Origin of the sequence: Kitasatospora sp. NPDC087271, from assembly GCF_044744605.1 — a bacterium.
Taxonomy (GTDB): Bacteria; Actinomycetota; Actinomycetes; order Streptomycetales; family Streptomycetaceae; genus Kitasatospora.
Map to the genome: position 1 here is coordinate 22458 of NZ_JBIUYQ010000032.1, position 23885 is coordinate 46342.

Below are 23885 nucleotides of genomic sequence, written 5' to 3' on the forward strand. Positions count from 1 at the left end.
CGACTCCCTGGTCGGTCGACGCAGGACGCAACGGCGCAGCCCACGGTCTCCTGGGCAGGGACCGTCCGGACCGCGTCGTAGTCCGCGACGACGCAAGTGCTCTGTGAACAGGCCCCCGGTCCAGGCATTCCGGCTCACCCACCACAGGTGGGTCCACGGTTGCGGGTCAGCGCCGGAGTTGGACCGGCTTCCCCTGAATGCCGAGGGCAAAAAATCGGTTCATCAGACCACGCCGGTCGAACGGGAGTCAACGGGTCGTCATATCGACTACGTCACCTCGTAGGCCGGTGCGCCGTGCGGTAGCGTCCGCGGTGGCCGAGCGGGGGAACCCGGTGCGAATCCGGGGCTGACGCGCAGCGGTGTGGGGTGGCGATCGCGCCGCCCTGAGCCCGAATGCCCGCCCGGCCACGCACCATGGCGAAAGCCGGCCCACGCGATCCGGGCGGCGACCGCTCCGGCAGTCGCGCGCCCTCCAACGGACGCCGGAACTCCGGGGCAGGGTCGGCGCCCGCCACCCCAAGGAGCCTGTCCCATGTCCCTCCTCGCCCCCTCGCGGACCACACCTTCCCGCGCCGCCTCCGCCGTCACCGTCGCCCTGACGGCCGGCGCGCTCCTGCTCTCCGCCGTCCCCGCCCACGCGACGGCCAGCCCGACCCAGATAGCCACCTCGAAGAGCACCGGCGTCACCTACCTGAAGTCGCTCCAGGCCGCCGACGGCAGCTACGTCACCGGCGGCGGGCTCTCCAACGAGTGGGCGTTCAGCGCACTCGCGGCCGCCGGCACGGCCGCCGCGGACGTCACCCCCGGCGGCGACCCCACCAAGAACGCCCGCCTGGTCTACCGCGGCCAGCTCGCCGCCCCCGGCTGGCCGAGCGCCTCGCCGGTCGTCACGGACTACGAGCGCGGCATCCTCAACGCCTACGCCGCCGGCATCGACCCCGCCCGGGTCGGCCCGGGCCGCAACCTCGTCGCCGACCTCGCCGCCTACTGGCAGACCGCCGAACCCGGCTACTACGGCCCGTCCGCCAACTTCAACGGCACCGTCTTCGGCCTCCTCGCCCTCGCGGGCGCCAAAACCCAGGCCGGCAGCCCTCGCGTCCCGCAGCCGCTGCTCGACGCCTCCGTCACCGCGGTGCGCGCCAACCAGCACAACGATGGCGGCTGGAACTTCAGCAAGGCCGCGGGCGACCCGAACGCCCTCGCCCAGGGCAGCGACATCGACATGACCGGCGCCGCCATGGCCTCGCTCTGCACCGGGGGCGTCGCCGCCACCGACCCGGCGATCGTCGCCGCCAAGAACTTCCTCAAGGGCAAGCTCACCGCCTCCGGCGCCTTCAACGCCATGTTCGGCGTCAACACCGACTCCAACGGCTGGGCCGTCTCCGGCCTCAACGCCTGCGGCATCAACCCCCAGGGCACCGACTTCACCAGCGGCACCGGCAAGAGCCCCGTCGACTTCCTGATCGCCCAGCAGTTCAAGCCCGGCGGCGGCTTCAAGTACCTGCCCACCGACACCACCCCCTCCCCCTACGCCTCCGTCGACGGCCTGCGCGCCGTCGCCGGCGCCGGCTTCACCGCCACCCCGCCGACCCCGACCACCACCGGCGAGCCCGCCTGGGCCGCCACCACCGGCTTCACCGCCGGCACCGCCGCCAGGCTCGCCCTGGTCGTCGACGACGGCACGGGCACGCCCAAGGTCTGCGCCGTCACCCTCACCCCGACCGGCACCACCGCAACCCTCGGCGACGTCCTCGACGCGGCAGGCAGCGCCACCCCGGGCGGCTGCGTCACCTCCGTCACGCCGTCCACCGGCGGCGGCACCGTCACCGCGCTCAACGGCACGGCCAACAGCGGCTCGTCCACCTGGCAGGTCGGCCTGGACGGCGGCGCCGCGACCGGCGCCACCCGGGCCACCACGGTCCACCTCGGCGACACCGTCTCGCTGCGCTACGGCAGCTGACCGCACTGCGCCGGAGGGGAGCCGACCACGGATCGCCTCCCCTCCGGCGGGACAGAACCACGATGGCCCGACGGATCCGCCGCCGGACCGACAGGACGGGGGGAACGGATGCCGACGGGTGTTTCCAGATGGGTGGCGGGCGGCTATGTGGCCTTGGTCGGCGGACTGGCCGTCCTGGGCGGGCTGACGGAGAACGGGCGTTACTACCTCGCGTCGATCGTCCTCACCCTTCCCGTCGGCCTTGCTGCGCTGGCCGCCGTCTACCTCGCACGAGGGGTGCTGACCGGCATCGGCGGGCTGTTCACCGACACCACGCTGCCTAACGGCGAGGAACCCGGCTGGCTGGCCACGGGCGGCATCGTGGCCAACACGCTGCTGTTCACCGTGGCGGCCGTCGCCACCGTACTGCTGGTCGAGCGCTTCGTCCGCCGCCGGAGGGCATCTCACGGCAGCTGAGCCACGGGTACGCGGTGCCCCGGCCCCCCTTCCGGAGGGGCCGGGGCACCGGGGTGTCCCCGGGGGTCAGGGCGCGGTGACGCCTGGCTGGGCGCCGGCGCCGAAGGACCAGCCCTCGACGTCGCCGGGTGCCGGGTTGTAGCTGCCCGCGCCCAGGTTGCTGTAGGACCAGGGGCCACCGTGCTGGGCGTGCCAGTACGACCAGTAGGCGCTGCCGGTGGGGTTGGTGCAGGTCGTCGGCAGGGCGTTGATGGTGCAGACGAAGCCCGGGTAGCGCGGGTGGAAGGTGTACGCGAACCCGGCGCCGGTCAGCGCGGCCAGGCCGCTGGCCGGGTCGCCGGGTGCGCAGCCGGTCTGGATGCCGCCGCCGACGGCGGTGAAGTCGACCACGACGGTGACGCCGGTGGTGCCGTCACAGGCGGCGGCCCGCGCCTGCGGGGCCTGGACGGCGGAGACGCCGAGCAGGCCTGCGGTCAGAGCGGCGGCGGCGGCGATCGAGCCGAGGGTACGGCGGGCCGGGCGCGCGGGCGCCAGGGTGTCGGTCATCGGAGCTCTCCTTTCGGGGTCAGCGAGTGGTCAGCGGGTGGTCAGCGGGTGGTCGCCGGGCAGGCCGGCACGGGCGCGTCCGGGCGGGCACCGGCGGCGGAGAGGGCGGCCAGCGGGGTGCCGGCCAGGCCGAGGACGGCCTGTGCCGTGGCCCGGGCACCGGTGGCCGCGTTGAAGCCGTTCGCGTCGTAGGCGACGGCCCCGCGCACCGCCGGGTCGGCGGAGCAGCCCTGCTGGAGCTTGACGAGACTGCTCCAGCCCTTGAGACCGGCCCCGAAGCGCCCGCCGGCCAGCAGCGCCTGCGTGGCGAGGCCGGTGGTGTTGGCGTTGGACGCGGCGGCCCCGGCAGCCGAGAAGCCGCCGTCGGCGTTCTGGTGGGCGGTCAGCCAGCCGAGCCCGGTGTTCGCCTTGGCGGTGCGGCCGGTCGCGGCGAGGGCCTGGGCGGCGAGCGCGGTGGCGTCCGGGTCGCTGGTGCAGGTGGCCTGGCCGAAGGACAGCGGGTAACCGCCGTCCGCGCACTGGCTGTTGGCGAGGAAGTCGACAGCCGCCGCCGGGGCGCCACCGGCCGTGCGGTGCAGGGCGATCACGGCCAGGGACTGGCCGAAGGCGTTGCTGTAGTCGCCCCACTGCGAGCGGTCGGAGAACCGGCCGTCGGCGGTCTGGAGCGAGCGCAGCCGGGCGGGCAGGTCGACGCCGCCGAAGGCCGTCGGGTTCCCGCCGCGCACCTCGACGGCGAGCAGCAGCTTGGCGGTCGCGCCCGCGTAGGCCTCGGTGGTGCCGTCGCCGAGGTAGCCGGTGATGATCTCGGGCTTGGCCAGCCAGGCGGTGGCCTTCGCGGCGGCCTGGTCGGAGCTGTGCGAGGCGGCGAAGGCCAGCACGGCGTCGATGGTCAGGCCCTGGTCGGGGTAGGCGGTCCCGTTGAAGACGGACTCGAAGTGGTCGCCGTCGACGAGCTGGCGGGCGAGCCAGCCGCCGGCGGCGGCGTCGGGGCGGAGCGTCGGGGACGAGGTCGCGGCAGCAGGCGCGGCCTGGGCGGCGGCGGCCGCCGGGAGGACGGTGGCGAGGGCGAGCGCGGGTATCGCGAAGAGGCGCAGGGGGCGTCGGAACGAGGACACGGTGGGCCTTTCCGGGCCCGCACGCAGGGGCCCGGAGGACGGCGGCGACAAGCCGGGCAGCCCTCGGAGCTCCGGCCCGCAGACCACGACGGGAGGAGGGGACGACACACCTCCGCCGCCGGGTACTCGGGCTCGCCGCCGACGTGAATCGGCGGCCTACCGTTGCGGGTCAGCGCCGGATTCGGACCGGACTTCCCCCGGCGGCGGAGTCACAACATGACGGCCCATCATGGCGATACGGAAAAGATCCGGTCAAGGGTTCGTGCGTCACATCACGGTGGTCCGCACCGGGCTTCGCGACGCGCTCCTCCCGGCTGCCGGCGTGATCAGGGTGTCCTGGACGGCAGAATTCCTCCCATGCGGAACATGCGGAACATGCGGAGCATTCTCGTCATCGGCATCGGCGCGGGCGACCCCGACCACCTCACCCTCCAGGCGGTCAAGGCACTCGCCCGCACGGACGTCTTCTTCATCCTCGACAAGAACGAGGAACGGCAGGACCTGATCCAGCTACGGCGCCGGATGCTGACCGAGCACGGGCGACCCGGGCACCGCGTGGTGGAGGTGCCGGACGCGGAGCGGGACCGCACCACCCCGGCGTACGCGGCCGCCGTGGACGACTGGCGCGTCCGCCGTGCCGATCTGGTCGAGCGGTTGGCGGTCGAGCACCTCGGTGAGGGCGAGACGGGCGCGTTCCTGGTCTGGGGGGATCCGAGCCTCTACGACAGTGTCATCGCCGTGGTGGAGGACGTACGGGTCCGCGGCACCGTCGTCTTCGACTACGAGGTGGTCCCGGGCATCAGCAGCGTCTCCGCACTCGCCGCCCGCCACCGCACCACGCTGACCCGGGTGGGCCGCCCTGTGCAGATCACCACCGGCCGCCGTCTGGCCGAGGGCTTCCCCGAGGGCGTGGACGACGTCGTGGTGATGCTCGACGGCCGGGCCGCCTTCGCCGAGATCGACCCGGAGGGGCTGGAGATCCACTACGGCGCCTACCTCGGCACCCCCGACGAGATCCTCGTCGCCGGCCCGCTTGCCGAAGCCGCCCCGCGGATCCGCGAGCTGCGCGAGTCGGCCCGCGAGAGCAAGGGCTGGATCATGGACACCTACCTGCTGCGGCGCTCCGAGAGCTGACCGACGTGCGCCGCCCCGGACGAGGGGCGGCGAACCGCTCGGACCGTCAGCGGTGAAGGAACTCCGGCGGGCGCTTCTCGGCGAAGGCCGCCATGCCCTCCTTCTGGTCCGCCGTCGCGAAGGTGGCGTGGAACAGGCGCCGTTCGAAGCGCACGCCCTCGGCGAGCGTGGTCTCGTACGAGCGGTTGACGCTCTCCTTGAGCATGACCGCTGCCGGGGTGGACATCGCCGCGATCGTCCCGGCCACCGTCAGCGCCTCGGCCAGCAGTTGGCCCGCCGGGACGATCCGGGAGACCAGGCCGGCCCGCTCGGCCTCCTCGGCGCCCATCATCCGGCCGGTCAGGCACAGTTCCATCGCCTTCGCCTTGCCGACCGCCCGGGTCAGCCGCTGCGAGCCGCCGATGCCCGGGATCACGCCGAGCTTGATCTCCGGCTGCCCGAACTTCGCGGTGTCCGCCGCCAGGAGGACGTCGCACAGCATCGCCAGCTCGCAGCCGCCGCCCAGCGCGAACCCGGCCACGGCCGCCACGACCGGCTTGCGCAGCGCGCCGAGCCGGTCCCAGGGGCCCAGCCAGTCGTCCAGGTAGACGTCCGGGAACCGGTTGCCCTGCATCTCCTTGATGTCGGCGCCGGCCGCGAACGCCTTCTCCGAGCCGGTGATCACCAGACAGCCGATCTCCGGGGCACGGTCGAACTCCGTTGCCGCCTGCACGACTTCGTTCATCAGCTGGGTGTTGAGCGCGTTGAGCGCCTTGGGCCGGTCGAGCGTGATCAGCCCCACCCGGCCCTTGCGCTCGACCAGGATCGTCTCGTAGTCGGTCACTTGCCGTCCTCCCGCAGGGTGGTGATGATCGCCGAGAAGTCCAGGCCGGCGCCGCCGTCGGCCTGCGCGAAGTCCGCGTACAGCTGTGCCGCCCTGCGTCCGAGGTTCGTGGGCAGGCCCGCGGCGTCGGCGGCCCCGGCGGCGAGTCCGAGGTCCTTGGCCATCAGGGCGGCGGCGAACCCGGCCGCGTAGTCGCGGTTGGCCGGGCTGGTCGGCACCGGCCCGGGGACGGGGCAGTTGGTGGTGAGCGCCCAGCACTGGCCGGAGGCGGTCGAGGCGACGTCGTAGAGGGCCTGGTGGCTGAGTCCGAGGCTCTCTCCGAGCACGAAGGCCTCGCTGACCGCGATCATCGAGATGCCCAGGATCATGTTGTTGCAGATCTTCGCGGCCTGCCCCGCTCCGGGGGATCCGCAGTGCACGACCTTGCGGCCCATCGCCTCCAGCACCGGTCGGACCGCCTCGAAGTCCGGCTCGGCGGCTCCGACCATGAAGGTGAGGCTCGCGGCCGTGGCACCGACCACCCCGCCGGAGACCGGCGCGTCCACCGCCCGGTGCCCGGCGGTCACGGCCAGGTCGTGCGCCGCCCGGGCGTCCGCGACGTCGATCGTGGAGCAGTCGACGAAGAGCGTTCCCGGGCGGGCGGCGGGCAGCAGGTCCGCGTAGGCGGCCAGCACGTGCCGGCCGGCCGGCAGCATGCTGATGACGACGTCGGCCTCCCGCACCGCCTCGGTCGCGGACCGCGCCGGACGGACGCCGCCCTCCTCCGCCCGCCGCAGCGCCTCGGGTGCCAGGTCGTAGCCGGTCACGGTGTGCCCGGCCTCGGCGAGGTTGGCGGCCATCGGGCCGCCCATGTTGCCGAGTCCGATGAATCCGATGACTCCGTTGAATCCGTTGACTCCGTTGCGGTGGGTCACCAGCGCTCCAGGGGTGTGGTGGGGGCCAGGCCGAGTTCCCGGTCGCCGAGCGGGGCGAAGTAGCGGGCCACCGCGGCGGGCCCGACGGCGCTCAGCGTCGACGGGCTCCACCGCGGGGAACGGTCCTTGTCGATCACCTGGGCGCGGATCCCCTCGGCCAGGTCCGGTGTGGAGAGCGCCGCGCAGGAGGTCCGGTACTCCTGGTCGAGGACGGCCTCCAGCGGGCCGAGGGTGCGGGCCCGGCGCAGGGCGGCGAGGGTGGCCTTCACGGCGGCGGGCGAGTTGGCGGCGATCCGGTCCGCGGCCTTCTTGGCCTCCGGTTCGCCGCTGTCCCGCAGGCGGTCGAGGATCTCCTCCACGGTGTCGGCCCCGTAGCAGTGGTCGATCCAGGCCCGCCGGCCGTCCAGCACGCCGGCCGGTGCGGGCCCGACGTTGCGTTCGAGGGCGTCGTGCACGGGGAGTTCGGCCAGGTCGTCCAGCAGCGCGGGCAGCCGCTCGGCCGGGACGAAGTGGTCGGCGAGGCCGCACAGCAGCGCGTCACCGGCCTCGACGGAACCTGCGGTCAGGGCCAGGTGGGTGCCCGACTCGCCGGGCGCGAGGGCGAGCAGGTAGGTGCCGCCGACGTCGGGGACGAAGCCGATGCCGGCCTCGGGCATGGCGACGCGCGTGGTCTCGGTGACGATCCGGACGCTGCCGTGGGCGGAGACCCCGACCCCGCCGCCCATCACGATGCCGCTCATGAGCGCGACGTAGGGCTTGGGGTAGCGGGCGATGCGGGCGTTGAGGCGGTACTCGTCGCGCCAGAACTCCTCGACGGCGCCCGGGTCCGCGCCGGTGGCGGCGCGGTGGATGGCGACGATGTCGCCGCCGGCGCAGAAGGCCCGCTCACCGGCGCCGGTGATGACCACGGTTTCGACCCGCTCGTCCTCCTCCCACGCGTCCAGGGCGTCGGAGATGCTCCGCACCATGCCGTGGGTGAGGGCGTTCAGGGCCGCGGGGCGGTTGAGGACGATCAGGCCCGCCCGGCCCTCGCGGTGGACCAGGACCTCGTCGAGGTCGTTCCCGGCCATCACGCGGCCCCGATCAGGCCGCGGGCGACGATGACGCGCATGATCTCGTTGGTTCCTTCCAGGATCTGGTGCACCCGCAGGTCGCGGACGATCTTCTCGATGCCGTACTCGGCCAGGTAGCCGTAGCCGCCGTGCAGTTGGAGCGCCTGGTTGGCGACCTCGAAGCCGGTGTCGGTGGCGTGCCGCTTGGCCATCGCGCACAGCTCCGGGGCCCTCGGGTCCCCCCGGTCCAGGGCCGAGGCGGCCCGCCAGAGCAGCGATCTGGCCGCCTCCAGCTCCGTGGCCATGTCGGCGAGCCGGAACTGCAGCGCCTGGGCGTGCAGGAGCCGGGCGCCGAACGCCTCGCGGTCCGCCAGGTAGCCGGTGGCCCGCTCCAGGGCGTCCTGCGCTCCGCCGAGGGAGCAGGCGGCGATGCCGAGCCGGCCTCCGTTCAGCCCGTTCATGGCGATCCGGAAGCCCTCGCCCTCGGCTCCGAGGAGGCGGTCGGCCGGGAGCCGGACGCCGTCCAGGAGCACCTGGCGGGTGGGCTGGGCGTTCCACCCCATCTTCTTCTCGTCGGGACCGAACGAGACACCGGCGTCCTCGCGTTCGACGACGAACGCGGACACCCCGCCGGCCCCCGGCCCGCCGGTGCGGGCCATCACCAGGTAGACCCGGGAGACGCCGGCGCCCGAGATGAACTGCTTGACGCCGTCGAGGACCCAGTGGTCCCCGTCCCGGCGGGCCCGGGTGGTCAGTGCCGCCGCGTCCGAGCCCGCGCCGGGCTCGGTGAGGCAGTAGCTGGCGGGGGTCGCCATGGCGCTGAGACCCGGCAGCCACCGGACGCGCTGGGCGTCGTCGCCGTAGCGGTCGATCATCCAGGCGACCATGTTGTGGATGGACAGGTAGGCGGCGATGGACGGGCAGCCGGTGGCCAGCGCCTCGAACACGAGCACGCCGTCGGCGCGGGTGAGTCCGGAGCCGCCGGACTCCTCGCGGACGTAGACACCGGCCAGGCCGACGTCCGCCGCCTTGCGCAGCACGTCCACCGGGAAGTGCTTGGCCTGGTCCCACGCGACCGCGTTCGGCGCCAGGTGTTCGCGGGCGAAGGCCCGGGTGGTCGCGGCGATGGCGAGCTGGTCCTCTGTGAGGTCGTGCACGGCGCCCTCAGCCCATCGTCGGGATGGTGAAGCTCGCGCCCTCCTTGACCCCGGAGGGCCAGCGCGAGGTGACGGTGCGGGTGCGGGTGTAGAAGCGGATCGAGTCCGGCCCGTGCTGGTTGAGGTCGCCGAACCCGGAGCGCTTCCAGCCGCCGAAGGTGTGGTACGCGACCGGCACGGGGATCGGCACGTTGACGCCGACCATGCCGGTGTTCACCCGGCGCGCGAAGTCCCGTGCCGTGTCGCCGTCCCGGGTGTAGATGGCCACGCCGTTGCCGAACTCGTGCTCGCTGGGCAGGCGCAGCGCCTCCTCGTAGTCGGCGGCGCGGAGCACGGTCAGGACGGGGCCGAAGATCTCCTCCCGGTAGATCCGCATGTCCGCCGTGACGCGGTCGAACAGCGAGGCGCCGAGGAAGTAGCCGCCCTCGTGCCCCTCCAGCCGGAAGTCCCGCCCGTCGACCACGAGTTCGGCGCCCTCCTCGACCCCGAGGTCCAGGTAGCCGCGGACCCGCTCCAGCGCGTCGGCGCCGACCAGCGGGCCGAAGTCCGCCGCCGGGTCGTCCGAGCGCCCGACCTTCAACGCGGCGATCCGCTCGACCAGTTTGGCCACCAGGGCGTCGGCGGTCTCCTCCCCCACCGGGACGGCCACCGAGATCGCCATGCAGCGCTCGCCGGCCGAGCCGTAGCCGGCGCCGATCAGCGCGTCCGCGGCCTGGTCGAGGTCGGCGTCCGGCATCACGACCAGGTGGTTCTTGGCACCGCCGAAGCACTGTGCCCGCTTCCCGTGCGCGGCGGCGGTGGCGTACACGTACTGGGCGATCGGCGTGGAGCCGACGAACCCGACCGCCTGCACCCGCGGGTCCTCCAGCAGGGTGTCCACGGCATCCTTGCCGCCGTGGACCACGTTCAGCACGCCCGGCGGCAGCCCGGCCTCCAGGAACAGTTCGGCGAGGCGCAGCGGCACCGAGGGGTCGCGCTCCGAGGGCTTGAGGACGAAGGCGTTGCCGCAGGCGATGGCGGGTGCGGCCTTCCAGAGCGGGATCATCGCCGGGAAGTTGAACGGCGTGATGCCCGCGACCACGCCGAGCGGCTGGCGCATCGAGTACACGTCGATGCCGGTGCCCGCGTTGTCGCTGAACTCGCCCTTCAGCAGGTGCGGGATGCCGGCGGCGAACTCCACGACCTCCAGGCCGCGCTGGACGTCCCCGTGGGCATCGGCCACGGTCTTGCCGTGCTCGGCGGACAGCAGCCGGGCCAGTTCCTCCTTCTCCTGCTCGACGAGTTGGAGGAAGCGCAGCAGGACGCGGGCGCGTCGCTGCGGGTTCCACCCGGCCCACCCGGGCTGGGCCTGCGCGGCGTCGGCGATCACCGCCTCGACCTCGGCCCGGCTCGCCAGCGGCACCCGGGCCTGCACCCGGCCGGTGTTGGGGTCGTACACGTCGCCGAAGCGACCGGAGGTGCCGGCGGTGGGCTTGCCGGCGACGAAGTGGGTCAGTTCTCGGACCATCGGGTTCCTTCTCTCGACAGGGTGGGGAGAGGAGGAGGATCGGAGGCCGCCGCGGGTCGGCGGGCGCACGGTGGTGCGCCCCGCGGCACGGGCGTGCGGCGGCGGAACGGAACGTCAGGGCGTGGACGCCCCGGCGGCCGTGGGCACGGGACGACCAGGAGCGGCAGTGGAGCGGGAGCAGCCCGGGGTCATGCGTGTCGTCTCCATCCTCGTGGAAAACACGGAACACCCGCGGCCGGTATCCTGACTCCCGGATCACCGCACGCCCCCAGGCCTTCCCGGCTGGCTGCCAGTGGCCTTCGTCTGCGAGGACGAACTCCCCGGTCACAGTGGCGGGACCGTGCCGGACTCACACCGGCTTCCCTGACACCGCGGACCTGCCGTCGACCATATAGTTGGACGTCCTAGTAAGTCCAGAGGCCCGCACGCGCGTTGCGCCATCGGGTTTCCACCGCGCCGATCTCCTGCCCGACGCGGTCGCCGCACAGCCGCACAGCCGCACAGCCGCACAGCCGCACACCATTCGCTGGCCACCCCTTGCCGGAACGTTCCGGCATGGCTACATTTTCACCACGCCAGCAAAGCTGACTGAACTTTCAGTTATATCGCAGGGCCTTCACCGGCACCTCCGTATCAGCGCCAGAGAACAGAAGGAACACCCGTGACCTCGTACGCCGTCCTCACCTCCTTCGGCTCCCCGCTCGGCTCCCCCGGCCGCACCAGGCCGGCCGAACGCGCGCCGCTGCGCGTCGGGCTCGTGCAGATGCGCTGGTACGCCGACCCGGCCGAGCACGACGCCCGACTGCGCGAGGGCGTGGCACTCGCCGCCGCGCAGGGCGCGACGATGGTGTGCCTGCCCGAGCTGACCCGCAGTCCCTACTTCTGCAACACCGACGACCCGATGGGAGAAGGCGCCGCCCGCCACCTGGAGGACGTCGAGACGGGGCCCACCACCCGCCTCGCCGCCGAACTCGCCGCCGAACTCGGCATCAGCGTCCACGCCTCCCTGTACGAGCGCGCCGAGGACGGCGGCCTCGGCTACAACACGGCCGTCTGCGTGGACCGCGACGGCACCCTCGTCGCCAGGACCCGGAAGAACCACATCCCGGCCTTCCCCGGCTACCGCGAGGACCTGTGCTTCCGCCCCGGCGACAGCGGGTTCCCCGTCCTGGCCCACCAGGGCGCCGCCTTCGGCTTCCCCACCTGCTGGGACGAGTGGTTCCCCGAACTCGCCCGCGCCTACGCGCTCGGCGGCGCCGAAGTCCTCGTCCACCCCACCGCCATCGGCTCCGAGGTGGACCTCCCGGACTTCGACACCCGGCCCATGTGGGAGCACGCCATCAGCGCCAACGGCCTCGCCAACGCGCTGTTCATGATCGTGCCCAACCGGATCGGGACGGAGGGCCGATCCACCTTCTACGGCTCGTCGTTCATCTCCGACCCGTACGGCCGGATCCTGCTCCGCGCCCCGCGCGACCGGCCCGCCGTCCTCGTCGCCGACCTCGACCTCGACCAGTGCCGGGACTGGCGGGAGTTCGGCCTGCTGCGCACCCGCCGCCCCGAGCTGTACGCCCCGCTGACCGCGGCGAGCCGCACCGACGCCTGACCGGACGCCCCGGCGCACCCACGCCGGGGCGTCCCGCCGCCCCGAGTCGACGTGCCGGGACTGACGCCAACCACCTTTTCCAGTAGCGTAGTTGACGTAACCGCCGCGCCGACCTCAGGTGGTGGCCGTCGGAGCGGGCGAAGCCGCACCGGCGGACGGCGGGGCCTGGCAGGGCAGGACGACCATCACACTCACACCCTGGCCGGGCTTCGACGCGCCCGCCGAAACGGTGTAGCCGTCGGACTCGTGGACGGCATCGAACTCCCAGGTGGGCGGGGTGGACTGAGCGTCCGCACCGGACGCCGACGAGGTGATCTTGAAGCCCTCGCCCGCCAGCTTCTCCCGCAGCGCCCGCAGCACCTCGGGACGCTGGTCGTCCGTGGCCTTCAACAGGTTCCCCGAACTGAGCTGGTACGCCTCGCCCTCATCGGCGATACCCAACCCCCGCCCCTTGCACCTGTAGTAGCCGATGAGCTTGCCCCACGGATCCCGCTCGAGGCCCGTCAGCTCGCGCACGTGGTCCTGGACCCGATCCGCCCGGGCCAGCGCCTCCTCCCGGGACTCGACACGTGTGGGCTCGCTCGGCGTTTCCCGCCCTCCACCCGGCGACCCCGCGGATGAGCACGAGCCGAGCACCAGGGCGCCCGACACCATCAGCACGGCCGCGCAGGCCGCCCGTGCGGCCGCCCCGGCCGGCACGGCCGTCGATCTCTTGAACAAGTGCAGTACTCTCCCCCGCTAAAAAGTGTGCATTTTGCCATCCGGATGCTACGGCACCACCGGAGAGGCTCCGCATGTGCCGAAGCGTGACAGCCGCCACCAAGGCGCGCGGGGTCGCCTGCCAAGCGCTACCCCGGTGAAGGCGGAGGGCTGGATGAGGGCGAGGGAGCCGGACGGGGCGGGACAGGTCCGGCTCCCGCGAGCCGAGCATCCGTCAGCGGCATCGGCCGAACGGGTGGGCACCAGTGGCGTCGGGCATCTTGTGCGTGCACGACGGCAAATCGCCGTGCGTAACTGTGCGCGGGTCCGGCGGCCACACGGTCCGCCGTACGCGCCGACGGCCGCAACCCGCCCAGCCCCCTCCCCGCCCCGCACCCCGAACGGAGCCGCCCGCCCATGCGCACCCCCACTCTCGCCGCCCTCTCACTGGCGATCGCCCTACCCCTGACGGGGCTGGCCGCCACCGGCACCGCCGCCGCCCAGTCCTCCGCCTCCCGAGGGGTTCCGATCACGGAGTGCGAGGGCGTCCCCAAGGTCCGCGATGCCGGCGCCGAGAACTACCTCTGCACCCGGAAGGAACTCGGCCCGGTCACCCTGCCGACGGACTCCGTGCTGACCAAGCTGCTGGCGGGCTACGACCGGCTGGGCGGAGTGACGCCGGTGCGCTTCCTGGACTGGTACCGGGACTGGAGGGGGTGGAAGTACCCGGACCACAACGGCTTCACCGACAACAACGGCACCCTCGACATGGCCGTACAGAGCATGACGGAGCACCAGAAGCTGGACCGCTTCGGGAACAGCGCCTACGGCTCGTTCCTCGCCCCCGGCGGCACGCCGTTCCCCCAGCGAGCCCTTCCGCCGGACTCCCTCAACGGGGGCGAGGACAACTACCACTGCTTCGAGGTGCAGAGGCCGTTCAACGTCCAGCAGGGGCACATCGCGGGCGCGTTCTCCCAGCCGGGCAACGGACTCCAGCAGTGGCTCGACCCGGCCCTGAAGCCGGGCGACATCCCGGGCACGTACGACGTCGCCGGCCTCATCACCGCCGGGTACCTGACCGAGCACACCGCCGACAAGGACTTCTGCCAGTCGAGCCAGAACGACGCCTGACCCCCACCCGGCCGGACCTGGCTGCGCACGCCCGGCAACCGGCAACCGGCCCGCCCCGCCCTGCTACGCGCTCGGCGGGGCTGCCGCGGCAGTCGGCACGGGCCTGTGGCCTGCGGCGACACCGGGAAGAACGGCTAGTCGAAGGATGGGCTGACCGAATCGGAGAGTCCGACCGCATCGAGGTCCTTCGCCAGCCAGTTGTAGGCGAGAGCCGTAGCCGGAGTGTCCCCGAACACCCACAGGGCCTCACGGACGACGCTCCGGCTGGACCATGCGGCCGATTCGGGGCGGAGGTGGCGAAAGTCGGCCTGGCCGTCGACGGAGCCGGACCACGGCCAGGAGTCGGGCTCGGCACGGACGTCCTCCACCCGTGTGACGTCGACGTGCGACGAGGAACCGAGCGGCAACGGGACAACGACACGCGAGAACGTGGGCCCGAAACCCCAGCCACGGTCGGTCCCGGCGGGGGGCCAGCTGATCTTGCAGGCGAACCGCACCGGCAGCGCACCACCGAGGAACAAGGTCCGCCGGACGGGAGACAGGTACTGCGCGACGATGTCCTCGTAGATGGAGAGGGCGCCGGAGTAGACCTGTCCGACCAGGTCGATCAGCACCTCCTCGCTGTACGCACTCGAAATGTCGCCCGACATCTGCTCCAGCGGGACGTCCGGTACCGGGTAGGGGCGGTGGATCAATCCGTCACGCGTGATCGGGAGGCTCTGTTCGACGCACTGGTCGCGGAGTTCCGCCAACTGCGACCTCGACACGACCTCGCCGCGCCGGAACCGCAGCAGGACGGCGTCCGGCGCGTGGCGGAAGATCTCGTCGATCGTGGAGACGACGTCGGGGATCGGAACGGGACGGTGCGCCCATGTGCCACGCTGGTCGGTCAGCAGCCGGGCGAGGCTCCAAACCTCTTCCAGACGCGCGGCCGGGTTGTCCGGCAGTGGAAAGGCCCTGTGCTCCAGCACCTGTGCCATGCTGCTCTTCACCCAGGACAGGGAAAGCCGCCACGGCCAGGCGGGGACATCGGACGCGACGGTCACCGAACGGAGCGAGGTGATCCTCAGCCCGTCCACTTCGCCTCGTTGCAGGTCCGGCGGGGCAGTGGTCTCGAAGAAGCGCTCACGGCCGTCGAAGGCTGCGGGGTCGGCGAACACGAGGCCGAGACTGCTGGAACTCTCGGTGCCTGATCCGACCCCGATGGGGACCCCTCGGCCGGTTCCGTCCGAGCAGCTGAGCAGGGCGCTCGCGCGGCCGACTCCGCCGAGCCAGGCGTCGAGCGTCCCGGACAGGCGCCGGGCGCATTCGAGGGCCTCGGGGTGCGCGACCGTCGATCCGTGCCCGAAGCTCGGGACGGCCTTTTCGGTGATCCATGCGGCCAACCCGGGGTCAACGGCCGTCAGATCGCTCAGCAGCGACGTCACGCGGTCCCAGGGGCCGCTGGAGACGACGAAGGTCAGAGCGTCCCGCCACCGGTCCCGGCGCTGTGGGGAGAACTCCACGAGCTCCGGCAGTCCGTTGTCCAGGACGTACTGGCCTCCGAAGTACTGTCCCAGCACCGGGAGGGCGAAGGTGAGCGTGCGCTGCCGGTGGACGACCAGCCTGGTCCGGACGAGTCGGAGCTGTTCCTCCCTGGTCCCGGCCTCGCCTGCCGGGACGGCGCCACCGGAGTCCAGGGTGAGCCGGCCGAGCCGGCCGAGCAGGGTGTACGTGTCGTCACCGAGCCCGGGGGCCCGCGCGAGCGCCCGTTCGACGAGGGCGGCGAGGAACTCCCCTCGTGAGTGGGGTACATCGGAGCCGGCCTTCCGGCAGTCGGCGGCGATCAGCGCGAAGAGCGGCCGGTGCAGTGCGTCGCGGATCTCGGGGTTGGAGTGCCACGCCAGCGCCCGTGGTGCCCCCACCCTGTCGAGGAGGTCGCGGAGTTCGGTGTCCGAGAGTGCGGGCAGGGTGAGACAGTCAGTGCTCTGAAGGAGGCTGTCGGGGCGGCTGGTGGCCAGGACCTTCCGGCCGGACGCGCTGTAGACCCAGGCCCGGAGGTCGTCGAGGATCTCCGCCGAGCGCCCGGCACCGAACTCGTCCAGGCCGTCGAGGAAGACCGTCACCTGGTCGTGGTCGCCGGGGAACCGCGCAAGCTGTTCGTCGAGCGCTCGCAGCAGGTCGGGCCCACTCGACTTCACGGTGAGGTGGACCGGCAGCGGCGCGCGGAGGTCGTCGATGGCCCGCAGCGCCGACGTCCGGTACTCGCGTTCCAGGGCAACGGTCTTCCCCGAGCCGAAGTCGCCCGTCAGAACGGCGATCCTGCGTCCGCTGTGGAATCGCCCGAACTCCCGGCACACGCCGACGGCACCGTCGTCGGCCAGTTCCTCCGCCTGTTCGGGTGCCAGCCCCACGGCGATCCAGCGCGTCACCAGCCGTCCCCGGCTGGCGGACAGACCGGCGAGGAGCGCGTCCCTCCTGGCCGGCCCACTCGGCGGGTCGTCGCCGGAGGCCGCCCGCCGAACGTGGCGCGCGGCGGCGGCAGCCTCGCGATCGAGGCCGATCGGGCGAGCGAACCCGTCCTCGGACGAAGGGAGTTCGGACCCTCCGTTCAGCTGTCCGATGACATTCGTGTCGATGTAATGACCGTTGAACTCGTAGTGGTCCCCCAGGACGATCGTTCCCCCCTGTTCGGGGAGCGACAGGATGCCGACCAGTTCGTCGAGGGGAACTCCCGACCATCCGGCCGCGGCATAGCCGTTCTGTGCGGCGACGAGCGCGGACTTCAGACCCAGTCGCCAAGGGAATTCCGCGACCAGTGACTTGAGGACACGGAGCGCTTCCGGGGTGCATCTGCGAGTCAGCGTCCGGGGGATGGCGTCCCGCCACTCCACGACCTGCTGCGCAGCATCGACGAAATTGCCTCCCACGGGGTAGGCGGTTTCGGCGGCGGCGGACAAGGAGTGCAGCCAGCGGTAGAGCTCGGCCAGTTCGGCCTCGGCCAGCGGTGCTTCGATCCGCTGCCGCGCCGCCTCCGCGGTACAGGCCTCCGCCAGGCCGCGGCTGAACGACTCCGATCTACCGGTCAGCGTCCGAAGGCGCGGCCACGCCCCGGGAGAGTCCGTGGTCAGCAGCGCCTTGGCCGCTCTTACCGCCAGCTCCGCTCGGACGGGCTCCTGGAAGTCCGCCACCCCCTTCAGCACCTCGGCCACGAGAGCGTGTGCCGGCTCGCTTCCCACCGGCAGCAAGGCTTCGAGCAACACCGACCAGGTGTCCAGGATCGCCCTGTCGTCACCCGCTGCCTGCCCGATCTCCTCGGCCACTGACCGGGCCAGGCCCTCCATCACGAGTGCCAGCGGCGCGGACCACTGCGGTTCCAGGAGTCGCAGGTTGCAAGGGTGCCGCCCGTGCTCCAGGTCTGCTCGGACACATCGTTCGACGGTTTCCGCGAAATCGTCCGGCGCGTGCTCTCCGGCGAGGCGCAGCAGCGCCGCCTGCACCTCACGAAGCACCCCCTCGGGCGCAGTCGGCGGACTGCACGCGACTGCCGCTGTCCAACGCGGCCAGATGTGTTCGGGAACCTCGCCGATTCGGCCGACCCGGTGCAGGAGGACGAGCGACTGATGGCCCGCCCAGGCTCGCAGGTCCTGCTTGTCCGTCCCGAGCCAGGAATCACGGTGGTCGTGCTCGGCCCGGAGGTAGTGCAGCGCGCAGTCCGGAAGCACGGCCAGCTGCTCGGCGGAGAACAACGCGGCGCCCGGCCAGTCCTTGATGTCACCGCTGTCGCACGCCTTGGTCCTGCCGCCCTCGAGAGGCACTTGGAGGTTCCACAGCAATTTCCAGAAGCTGTCGGTGTCACCGTTTCGGGCACCGGCGAGGGCCGCATGCTGAAAACCGGACAGTTCGGCGGATGCGCCGGCCGCCTCGGACGCATTCCGTTCGGCTTCGGAATGCATGCGCAGGAAGTTCGCCATCTCCAGCGGAACTCCCTCGAAGATCCACCTCAACCGCGCCCAGGTCGGATCCTCCCGCCGCTCCCAGAGGAGTTCGAAAGCCTCCTGGTCGTCGTGGCGGTAGAGATGGAACGCGAGGGTCACGTAGGCTTCCGCGACCTCCGGCTCGCCGGCCCGCACTGCCCGATCCCCCTGGTCCAGGACCCACCCGAAGTCCTCCGCCTTCGCCAGACTGCACAGGGAGCGACGATCCGGTGTCGCCCACCGCAGGCGGGTGAGCTCCCACAGCACCGCCACGGACGATTGGCCGTCGCTGAGGCTCTCCCTGACCAGCGCGTCCACGAACGCCAACCGACCGGACCGGGCCGCAGCGGCATCGCAGGCGCCCGGCCCGGTGTCGTCCATGCCGCTCGGACAGGAAACCCGCGCATGCCGCCGGAGGCGCCCGGCGACGATCACCGCCGCCTGCGGATAGAGCGCCGCGGCGCGCTCGGAGCTCAGCACGCGATCGACGACCGCGTCGACGAACTGCTCCACCGCCGGATCGCCCGAACCGGGGAACCCGGAGTCCCGGGCGACCAGCCGGCCCAGCAGACCGGCCGCCTGCTCCTCGTCGCAGTCGGCCACCAGAACTCGGAGGAACGCGCGATAGCTGCCGTACAGATGGGTGTTCCGCGGCGGTCGCAGCACCCTCAGCACCGTCGCGAGGTCGAGATGACCGGGCCAGAGCCCGGTCAGCAGGACGCCTCGGAGCTCATCGTCCGGATCGACGCGAGCGGCGTACTCGTCGTCCTCCAGGGAGCAGAGCAGGGGCCGCAGTTCGTTCGCGGCCGTCTCGGGGGCGCAGGCGAACGCCGCGCTCATGGCGAGCCTGCGCTCGGTCGCCGGCCAGCGGTCGTCTCGGCACAGGGCGAGCAGCGGGGCCACCAGGGCGGGCTCGGCGCAGCCCCGGGCGAGCTGCAGAGCCACCCGTACCCGCGCCCGCATCGGCCAGTCGTCGTCCAGCGCGGTCGGGTCGCCCACCAGGGCCGCACCGAGTTGCTCCCCCACCCGTGGGTGGAACAGGCTCCAACGGGTGAGCTGCCACCGGTTGGGGCTCAACTCCACCTCGGCCGCGTCCTCCAGGAGCCGGGCGACGATCAACTCGCGCATCGCGTCGGACCGCACCAGCGAGCTGTGGACGGTCACGCTCTCGGGATCCGCGTCGGCCAGCCATCCGACGTGCTCCGGATCGAGGGCGACCAGCCAGGCCGCCGTCTCACGCAGGGGCGGAGGGATGCGGGCCGCGCTCGCCCCCGGGATGTCGACCAGGAAGAGCGCCTTCAGCTGCCGGCGCGTCAACCGTCGACGAACCAGGTACGAGGCGGCGAGATAGGCCGACAGCGACGAATGCCGGAACGCGCTGCGTTCACGGTTGGTCGCGGTGAACAGGGCGGTGTGAAGCACCTCGCGCACCGCCGGCGGGGTGACGTGGAAGCGGTCTCCCGGCGCGGTCTCCTCCTCTCCCCCGGCCACGTCGTCGATCTCCAGGTCGAGCCGGTGCCGCTGATCGCGGTGCGCGGGCTCGTGCCAGAGCGTCCGTCGTCCCGACAGCAGCATCCGGGCGGCGATCCGGCCGGCGATCTCCACGCGCTGCCTGGGCAACGTCTGCGGTGGGCCCGGGGTGTTGCGTCCGGGATCGTGTTCGGCGGCCAGCAGCCGGGCACCGCTCGCGAAGAGCCCGTGGGGATCACCGCTCAGGCCGTCGTTCTCCCGGCAGGAACGAACGAGCAGTTCCAGCGTCAGCGGCGCGCTGGCCAGGGCGCCCGCGCCGACCGACACCGCGGCGGTCACGAGGCCCTCGCCGTCCGTACCGGTGCTGTCGACCAGGCGCACGGCCTCGGCACGGGACAGTGGCGCGAGGTCGACGAACAGGCAGTCGCGGAAGTGTTCGGTGAGTACGTCGGTCAGCCGCGGGGGCCAGTCTGCGGTTCGACAGGCCAGCAGCATCCGCAGGCCCGTGGTGTCCCTGCCGTTCAGCGACCTCGCCAGGGCGCCGTGCAGGGGGAGCAGCCGGGGGCTCTCGTCCAGCTGGTCCAGCACGATGGTCACGCGGCGGGCAGCTGCCGCACCCGATGCCGCCTGCCGCGGCTCCGACGCCGTGGTGTCCCCGCTCCGCCGGGGCTTGCGGGGCAGGCCGTCCAGAAACCGTCCGATCAGCTGCTGGTAGGAGTACTCGGTCAGCTCGGAGCCGTCGACCCAGACGTAGCTGTCCGAGGTCTCCGGATTCGCCGGGTCCAGCGGTGTCAAGTCCTCGACCAGACGCCGCAGCACCGTCGTCTTCCCGCCGCCGGGCTCGCCCAGCAACACCATGACCCCGGCTCCCGCCACTTCCTCCGGCCTCAGCAGGGCCCCCGGGAGCACCTGTCCGTCCACCGGCCGATATCCCGCCTCCTCGTCCAGGAAGCCGTCGTACCCGAGCGGAAACAAGTCCTCGACCGGATCACTGCCCGCCCGGACCCGGCACAGCCGTTCGGCCTGGACCTGGAACAGATTCCTCAACGATCACCACCCGAGTGGGGCCGCTCCGCACGGCAACCTGCTTGTCTGCCCGTCACCGTCGAGCCCGTGAAGACTCCGTTGAACTCGTAGTGGTCACCGCCGTAGCGGCGATCACCGCCGGTCCTGCTGGCAGGTCGCTCCCGTGCTGTGGCGAACGTGGTGGCGAACGTGCCGCCACCTGGACCGGCCGACTGCCTCAGGGGGAGGCCGGCGATCACGGACGACACCGCGGCGGCAGCAGAAGCCGCCGCTCTCGATCGCGATCCGTCGGCGTCGATGGCCTGTCCGGCGTCCTGCGCACGACCGTCCACCCCGCACACCACCAACGCCTGGCGAGCACGGCGAAGGTACACCACTGCGGACCCAGCGCTCCCGTCGTCGACCGCCACCGCGTCCTGGTGGTCGTTGCTCAACCGTTCGGCCACCTCCCCGGCCACCTCCCCGGCCGTCACGTCGACCGGAACACCTCCGGAAACGATCGGCTTGAAGTGGACGGCCGGCCTCCCGGTCAGGAGCACCCCCGGAGCGATCCGGTCGCGCCATCGCCCGTCGGCGAGAGCTGCCGAGGCATCCTGAACCAGGGACACCGGTGGCTGCCACGGCCGTGGAGAGCCGCCAAGCCCCTCGGAGTACGGGCCCGCCAGTTCGTGATGCACCTCGGTGGCGACCACGACGTCGCCGAGCGCGATGTCGTCCTCCAGGCAGTTCACGACATCGACGAAGAACAGCACGGCGGGTTCGGTTTCACCGATACGTTCGGCAATCACCGCAGCGGCCCGGTCGTACCCGCTGACGAGGACGGGCGCGACCCGCCACGAACTCCCGGTCAGCCGGCCGCACGCCACGAACTTCCGTTCCCCGACCGGCCATCGCTCCACCCCATCCAGCTGGCGCAGAAGCGCCTGGTACATCACCGGTAGGGTCGTCAGCACGGTCGCCGCTCCCGACTGCCCACCCACCCGTGCACTCTTCATCACCCTTCCTCCCTTCACCGCAGCGGTCCAGAGCGACCGCACGGACGACTTTCGAGCTGCCAACTTCCTTGTATACCAGTCTTGTTGATCATCACTATCGAATCCAGGCGTTTACCCATCGCCGCCTCGAAACCCGCTAGCGTCCTGCCATGGCCAACCACCCGGACGCACCTCCCGACGAGACGGCAGACGAGGAGTGCGGTGCCGGCACCGGTACCTCGTTCGAGGACCTGGCCGACTTCCTGAGAACCGGCGATCGGACCGGCCCGGTCATCTACGCGCCACACGGAAACATCAACACCGGTGCGGTACACGGCGACCAGCGCATCCTCAACGAACATGCGGCTCATCATGAGGACCGTCACGGACACGTCCACAGCGGCCCGATCCCACCGGCGGAACTCGCCGATGCGCAATCGGGCTTCGCGGAACCGGACTGGTTCGCCGGCGCCCTGGCGTCACCTGGAGCGCGGCTGTTCTTCCTCGCCGGGCGGCCGGGGACAGGACGGCGCACCGCGGCCGTCAATCTGCTGCTCCGCCTGCTTCTCCGCCGCAGTCGGCCGGGCAGCACGCTGTGGGCCGTCGACGGCGATACGGACCTGTCGTCGTGGCGGCCCCGCCGAGGAGCGGCCGGCGGCTACCTGCTGGACGACCGGCAGGCCCCGCGCCCCTTGAGGCTCAGCACCGTGCACCATCTCCAGCAGTCGCTGGACAGCGCCGACGCCTACCTGGTGATCGTCGCACCCGACAGCCCCGAACTCGTCCGGGCTCTGGAACACCAGCTCCACGTCAGTCCGCTGAGACACCAACCACCAATCCCCGAAGTCGTGTTCGCGACCCGCTTCGCGGCCGCGGTACCGGACCCGAACGAACGCGACCGGCTGCTCGGAGGCCTGGCGCCCGGTCTGCTGGACGCACTGCTCGTCCCGGAACTGGTGCCCGCCGAAGTCGCCGAGTTGGCGACGGCGGTGGCCACCTCGGCCGGGAAGTCCCTGACACTCGGCAGTCTGCAGGAGCGACTGGTCCTCCTCGCCGACAGCGAAGCTCCGCGCATCGTCGCCGAGTTGCGCGCGAACCCGCACGCCTTGGCGTTCCTGCTGGCCGTCTGCGTCTTCGAGGGCCTCGACCACCGGGTCGTCCAGGAACAGGCAGAACGGCTCCTCGGCATCGTCGACGGCACTCTTCGGACCGTACCCGGGAACGGCGATGACGGAAGCCCACAGCTCTGCGCCAATCCTCGATTCGTCCTCGCGTGGCCGTGGGAAGAGCTGCTGCACATCGTCCGCGCGGAGCGAACGCCGCCGGAGATCCGTACCGGGCCACCTCACCCCCAGAGGCTGGAGCCGGTGCGATTCACGCGACACCGGCAGGCGGAAGCGGTCCTACGACATGTCTGGCGCGAGTACAGCGACCTCGCCGCGGCGCTGACCACATGGCTCGAACACGTCGCCGACACTGCTGAACTGACCGCGGCGGCCGGCCGCGCCCTGGGCCTGGCCGCGGGTTGCGGCGTCGGCTCCCGGACGTTCCGGCGGATCGAGGTCCTCGCCGCGTCGGGACGCGGTGCCGACCGGGCGATCGCGGCCCATGCCCTGAGTGCAGCGGCCACCGATCCGGCTCTGGCAGGACGAGTCGAGTCCTTTCTGAACCAGTTGAGCTGGAGCCATGACCCGCGACTTCGCGGCACCGTGGCCCACGTCTGCGGCACCTCCTTCGGACGCTCTCGACCGGATCGTGCCATGGAGCTACTCCTCCGGGTCGCCCAAGGGCCCGGCGGTGAACCGAGCCTGCTGGTCCAACGCGCCGTCCGGCCCTCCGTGGTGAGCCTGTTCACCTCGGGCAGCCAGCCGACGGTTGTGCGGCACCTGTCGAGCTGGCTGCGGCGGAGCGAGGCCGCCGCCGAATTGGCCCTGCGCCTCTTTCCGCATCTCCTGGCGGATCTCCTCACCGAGGCGTCCTGGTTCCACCGTGAAATCCTCGCCGAGGGCGAGTGCATGCAGCCGGTCGTCGAACTGATCCGCCGCAGCCTGGACCACGACGGGGTCTTCGACCTGACCTGTCGGCACCTGGTCCGATGGTGTCGCCTCGCTCCGACCGGTCCCCGGAACGGGGCCGTGGAAATCCTGTTCCGCGAGCTGGCCCGGCACCAAGGACGCGGGACACGACGACTGTCCACCGTCCTCGCCCCGGGCAGCGGCCTCCTGCCGGCCGATCGCCGGAGCGAATCCGGGACGACCCGGGGCACATGACGGCCGTCACCTGCCGTACGCGGCCGGCCGGCGCACGGGAATCCGGACCATCCGGACCCGACCGCAGCCTGGTCAAGGCGGCTCGGAAC

General features: G+C 72.1%; 16 protein-coding genes and 4 riboswitches. Of the genes, 6 read left to right on the forward strand and 10 right to left on the reverse strand.

Annotated features, from left to right (window positions below; all coding sequences use genetic code 11):
- Positions 1 to 101: 101 nt before the first annotated feature.
- Positions 102 to 245, reverse strand: a riboswitch (cobalamin riboswitch).
- A gap of 77 nt (positions 246 to 322) precedes the next feature.
- A riboswitch (cobalamin riboswitch) is annotated at positions 323 to 399 on the forward strand.
- Positions 400 to 532: 133 nt separating this feature from the next.
- Both ACIO9K_RS33765 and ACIO9K_RS33770 read left to right on the forward strand, forming a co-directional pair.
- A complete protein-coding gene (locus ACIO9K_RS33765; RefSeq protein WP_400335524.1) occupies positions 533 to 1960 on the forward strand; it encodes a hypothetical protein in 1428 nt (475 codons plus the stop codon).
- Between the two features lie 108 nt (positions 1961 to 2068).
- On the forward strand, positions 2069 to 2416 hold the full coding sequence (locus ACIO9K_RS33770) for a hypothetical protein (protein ID WP_400335527.1): 348 nt from the start codon (positions 2069 to 2071) through the stop codon (positions 2414 to 2416).
- Positions 2417 to 2482: 66 nt separating this feature from the next.
- Here the strand turns inward: ACIO9K_RS33770 and ACIO9K_RS33775 are convergent, their stop codons facing one another.
- Positions 2483 to 2962, reverse strand: a complete 480-nt coding sequence (locus ACIO9K_RS33775; protein WP_350875822.1) for a flagellar hook-length control protein FliK — start codon at positions 2960 to 2962, stop codon at positions 2483 to 2485.
- A gap of 41 nt (positions 2963 to 3003) precedes the next feature.
- Positions 3004 to 4077, reverse strand: coding sequence for a prenyltransferase/squalene oxidase repeat-containing protein (locus ACIO9K_RS33780; RefSeq protein WP_400335531.1), 1074 nt, complete (start codon positions 4075 to 4077; stop codon positions 3004 to 3006).
- 99 nt (positions 4078 to 4176) lie between these two features.
- Positions 4177 to 4316: riboswitch (cobalamin riboswitch) on the reverse strand.
- Positions 4317 to 4452: 136 nt separating this feature from the next.
- Between ACIO9K_RS33780 and cobF the strand changes: the two genes are divergently transcribed.
- Entirely contained in the window at positions 4453 to 5211 is a 759-nt protein-coding gene (gene cobF / locus ACIO9K_RS33785) for a precorrin-6A synthase (deacetylating) (RefSeq protein WP_400335534.1), read from the forward strand.
- 46 nt (positions 5212 to 5257) lie between these two features.
- Here the strand turns inward: cobF and ACIO9K_RS33790 are convergent, their stop codons facing one another.
- Genes ACIO9K_RS33790 through ACIO9K_RS33810 form a run of 5 tightly spaced genes read right to left on the reverse strand, consistent with a single transcriptional unit; the run spans position 5258 to position 10664 of the window.
- Positions 5258 to 6034: an enoyl-CoA hydratase gene (locus ACIO9K_RS33790; RefSeq protein ID WP_400335536.1), complete on the reverse strand. Its 777-nt coding sequence runs from the start codon at positions 6032 to 6034 to the stop codon at positions 5258 to 5260.
- On the reverse strand, positions 6031 to 6948 hold the full coding sequence (gene mmsB, locus ACIO9K_RS33795) for a 3-hydroxyisobutyrate dehydrogenase (protein WP_400335538.1): 918 nt from the start codon (positions 6946 to 6948) through the stop codon (positions 6031 to 6033). The genes ACIO9K_RS33790 and mmsB overlap by 4 nt, the downstream gene beginning before the upstream one ends.
- On the reverse strand, positions 6945 to 8018 hold the full coding sequence (locus ACIO9K_RS33800) for an enoyl-CoA hydratase/isomerase family protein (protein WP_400335540.1): 1074 nt from the start codon (positions 8016 to 8018) through the stop codon (positions 6945 to 6947). The genes mmsB and ACIO9K_RS33800 overlap by 4 nt, the downstream gene beginning before the upstream one ends.
- Positions 8018 to 9157: an acyl-CoA dehydrogenase family protein gene (locus tag ACIO9K_RS33805; RefSeq protein ID WP_400335543.1), complete on the reverse strand. Its 1140-nt coding sequence runs from the start codon at positions 9155 to 9157 to the stop codon at positions 8018 to 8020. Before ACIO9K_RS33805 ends, ACIO9K_RS33800 begins: the two co-directional genes overlap by 1 nt.
- Positions 9158 to 9164: 7 nt before the next feature.
- Positions 9165 to 10664: a CoA-acylating methylmalonate-semialdehyde dehydrogenase gene (locus tag ACIO9K_RS33810; protein WP_400335545.1), complete on the reverse strand. Its 1500-nt coding sequence runs from the start codon at positions 10662 to 10664 to the stop codon at positions 9165 to 9167.
- A gap of 215 nt (positions 10665 to 10879) precedes the next feature.
- A riboswitch (cobalamin riboswitch) is annotated at positions 10880 to 11071 on the reverse strand.
- A gap of 254 nt (positions 11072 to 11325) precedes the next feature.
- Here ACIO9K_RS33810 and ACIO9K_RS33815 point away from each other — a divergent pair.
- On the forward strand, positions 11326 to 12270 hold the full coding sequence (locus tag ACIO9K_RS33815; protein ID WP_400335547.1) for a nitrilase-related carbon-nitrogen hydrolase: 945 nt from the start codon (positions 11326 to 11328) through the stop codon (positions 12268 to 12270).
- Between the two features lie 114 nt (positions 12271 to 12384).
- Here ACIO9K_RS33815 and ACIO9K_RS33820 read toward each other — a convergent pair whose 3' ends face one another.
- On the reverse strand, positions 12385 to 12711 hold the full coding sequence (locus ACIO9K_RS33820) for a hypothetical protein (protein ID WP_400335549.1): 327 nt from the start codon (positions 12709 to 12711) through the stop codon (positions 12385 to 12387).
- A gap of 675 nt (positions 12712 to 13386) precedes the next feature.
- Here ACIO9K_RS33820 and ACIO9K_RS33825 point away from each other — a divergent pair.
- The gene (locus ACIO9K_RS33825) at positions 13387 to 14100 is read left to right on the forward strand and encodes a TNT domain-containing protein (protein ID WP_400335551.1); all 714 of its coding nucleotides are present in this window, start codon (positions 13387 to 13389) and stop codon (positions 14098 to 14100) included.
- 134 nt (positions 14101 to 14234) lie between these two features.
- Here ACIO9K_RS33825 and ACIO9K_RS33830 read toward each other — a convergent pair whose 3' ends face one another.
- Together ACIO9K_RS33830 and ACIO9K_RS33835 are read right to left on the reverse strand one after the other, a co-directional pair.
- The gene (locus tag ACIO9K_RS33830) at positions 14235 to 20573 is read right to left on the reverse strand and encodes an AAA family ATPase (protein ID WP_400335553.1); all 6339 of its coding nucleotides are present in this window, start codon (positions 20571 to 20573) and stop codon (positions 14235 to 14237) included.
- Positions 20570 to 21505, reverse strand: a complete 936-nt coding sequence (locus ACIO9K_RS33835) for a hypothetical protein (protein WP_400335555.1) — start codon at positions 21503 to 21505, stop codon at positions 20570 to 20572. The genes ACIO9K_RS33830 and ACIO9K_RS33835 overlap by 4 nt, the downstream gene beginning before the upstream one ends.
- Before the next feature lie 191 nt (positions 21506 to 21696).
- Here ACIO9K_RS33835 and ACIO9K_RS33840 point away from each other — a divergent pair, with 191 nt between their 5' ends.
- A complete protein-coding gene (locus ACIO9K_RS33840) occupies positions 21697 to 23796 on the forward strand; it encodes a hypothetical protein (RefSeq protein WP_400335557.1) in 2100 nt (699 codons plus the stop codon).
- The last annotated feature ends 89 nt before the right edge of the window (positions 23797 to 23885 follow it).

Excerpts from the sequence above, each read along its gene's own strand:
- ACIO9K_RS33765 (WP_400335524.1), top strand. The coding sequence starts at position 533 with ATGTCCCTCCTCGCCCCCTCGCGGACCACACCTTCCCGCGCCGCCTCC.
- ACIO9K_RS33770 (WP_400335527.1), top strand. The coding sequence starts at position 2,069 with ATGCCGACGGGTGTTTCCAGATGGGTGGCGGGCGGCTATGTGGCCTTG.
- ACIO9K_RS33775 (WP_350875822.1), bottom strand. The coding sequence starts at position 2,962 with ATGACCGACACCCTGGCGCCCGCGCGCCCGGCCCGCCGTACCCTCGGC.
- cobF (WP_400335534.1), top strand. The coding sequence starts at position 4,453 with ATGCGGAGCATTCTCGTCATCGGCATCGGCGCGGGCGACCCCGACCAC.
- ACIO9K_RS33800 (WP_400335540.1), bottom strand. The coding sequence starts at position 8,018 with ATGGCCGGGAACGACCTCGACGAGGTCCTGGTCCACCGCGAGGGCCGG.
- ACIO9K_RS33810 (WP_400335545.1), bottom strand. The coding sequence starts at position 10,664 with ATGGTCCGAGAACTGACCCACTTCGTCGCCGGCAAGCCCACCGCCGGC.
- ACIO9K_RS33825 (WP_400335551.1), top strand. The coding sequence starts at position 13,387 with ATGCGCACCCCCACTCTCGCCGCCCTCTCACTGGCGATCGCCCTACCC.
- ACIO9K_RS33840 (WP_400335557.1), top strand. The coding sequence starts at position 21,697 with ATGGCCAACCACCCGGACGCACCTCCCGACGAGACGGCAGACGAGGAG.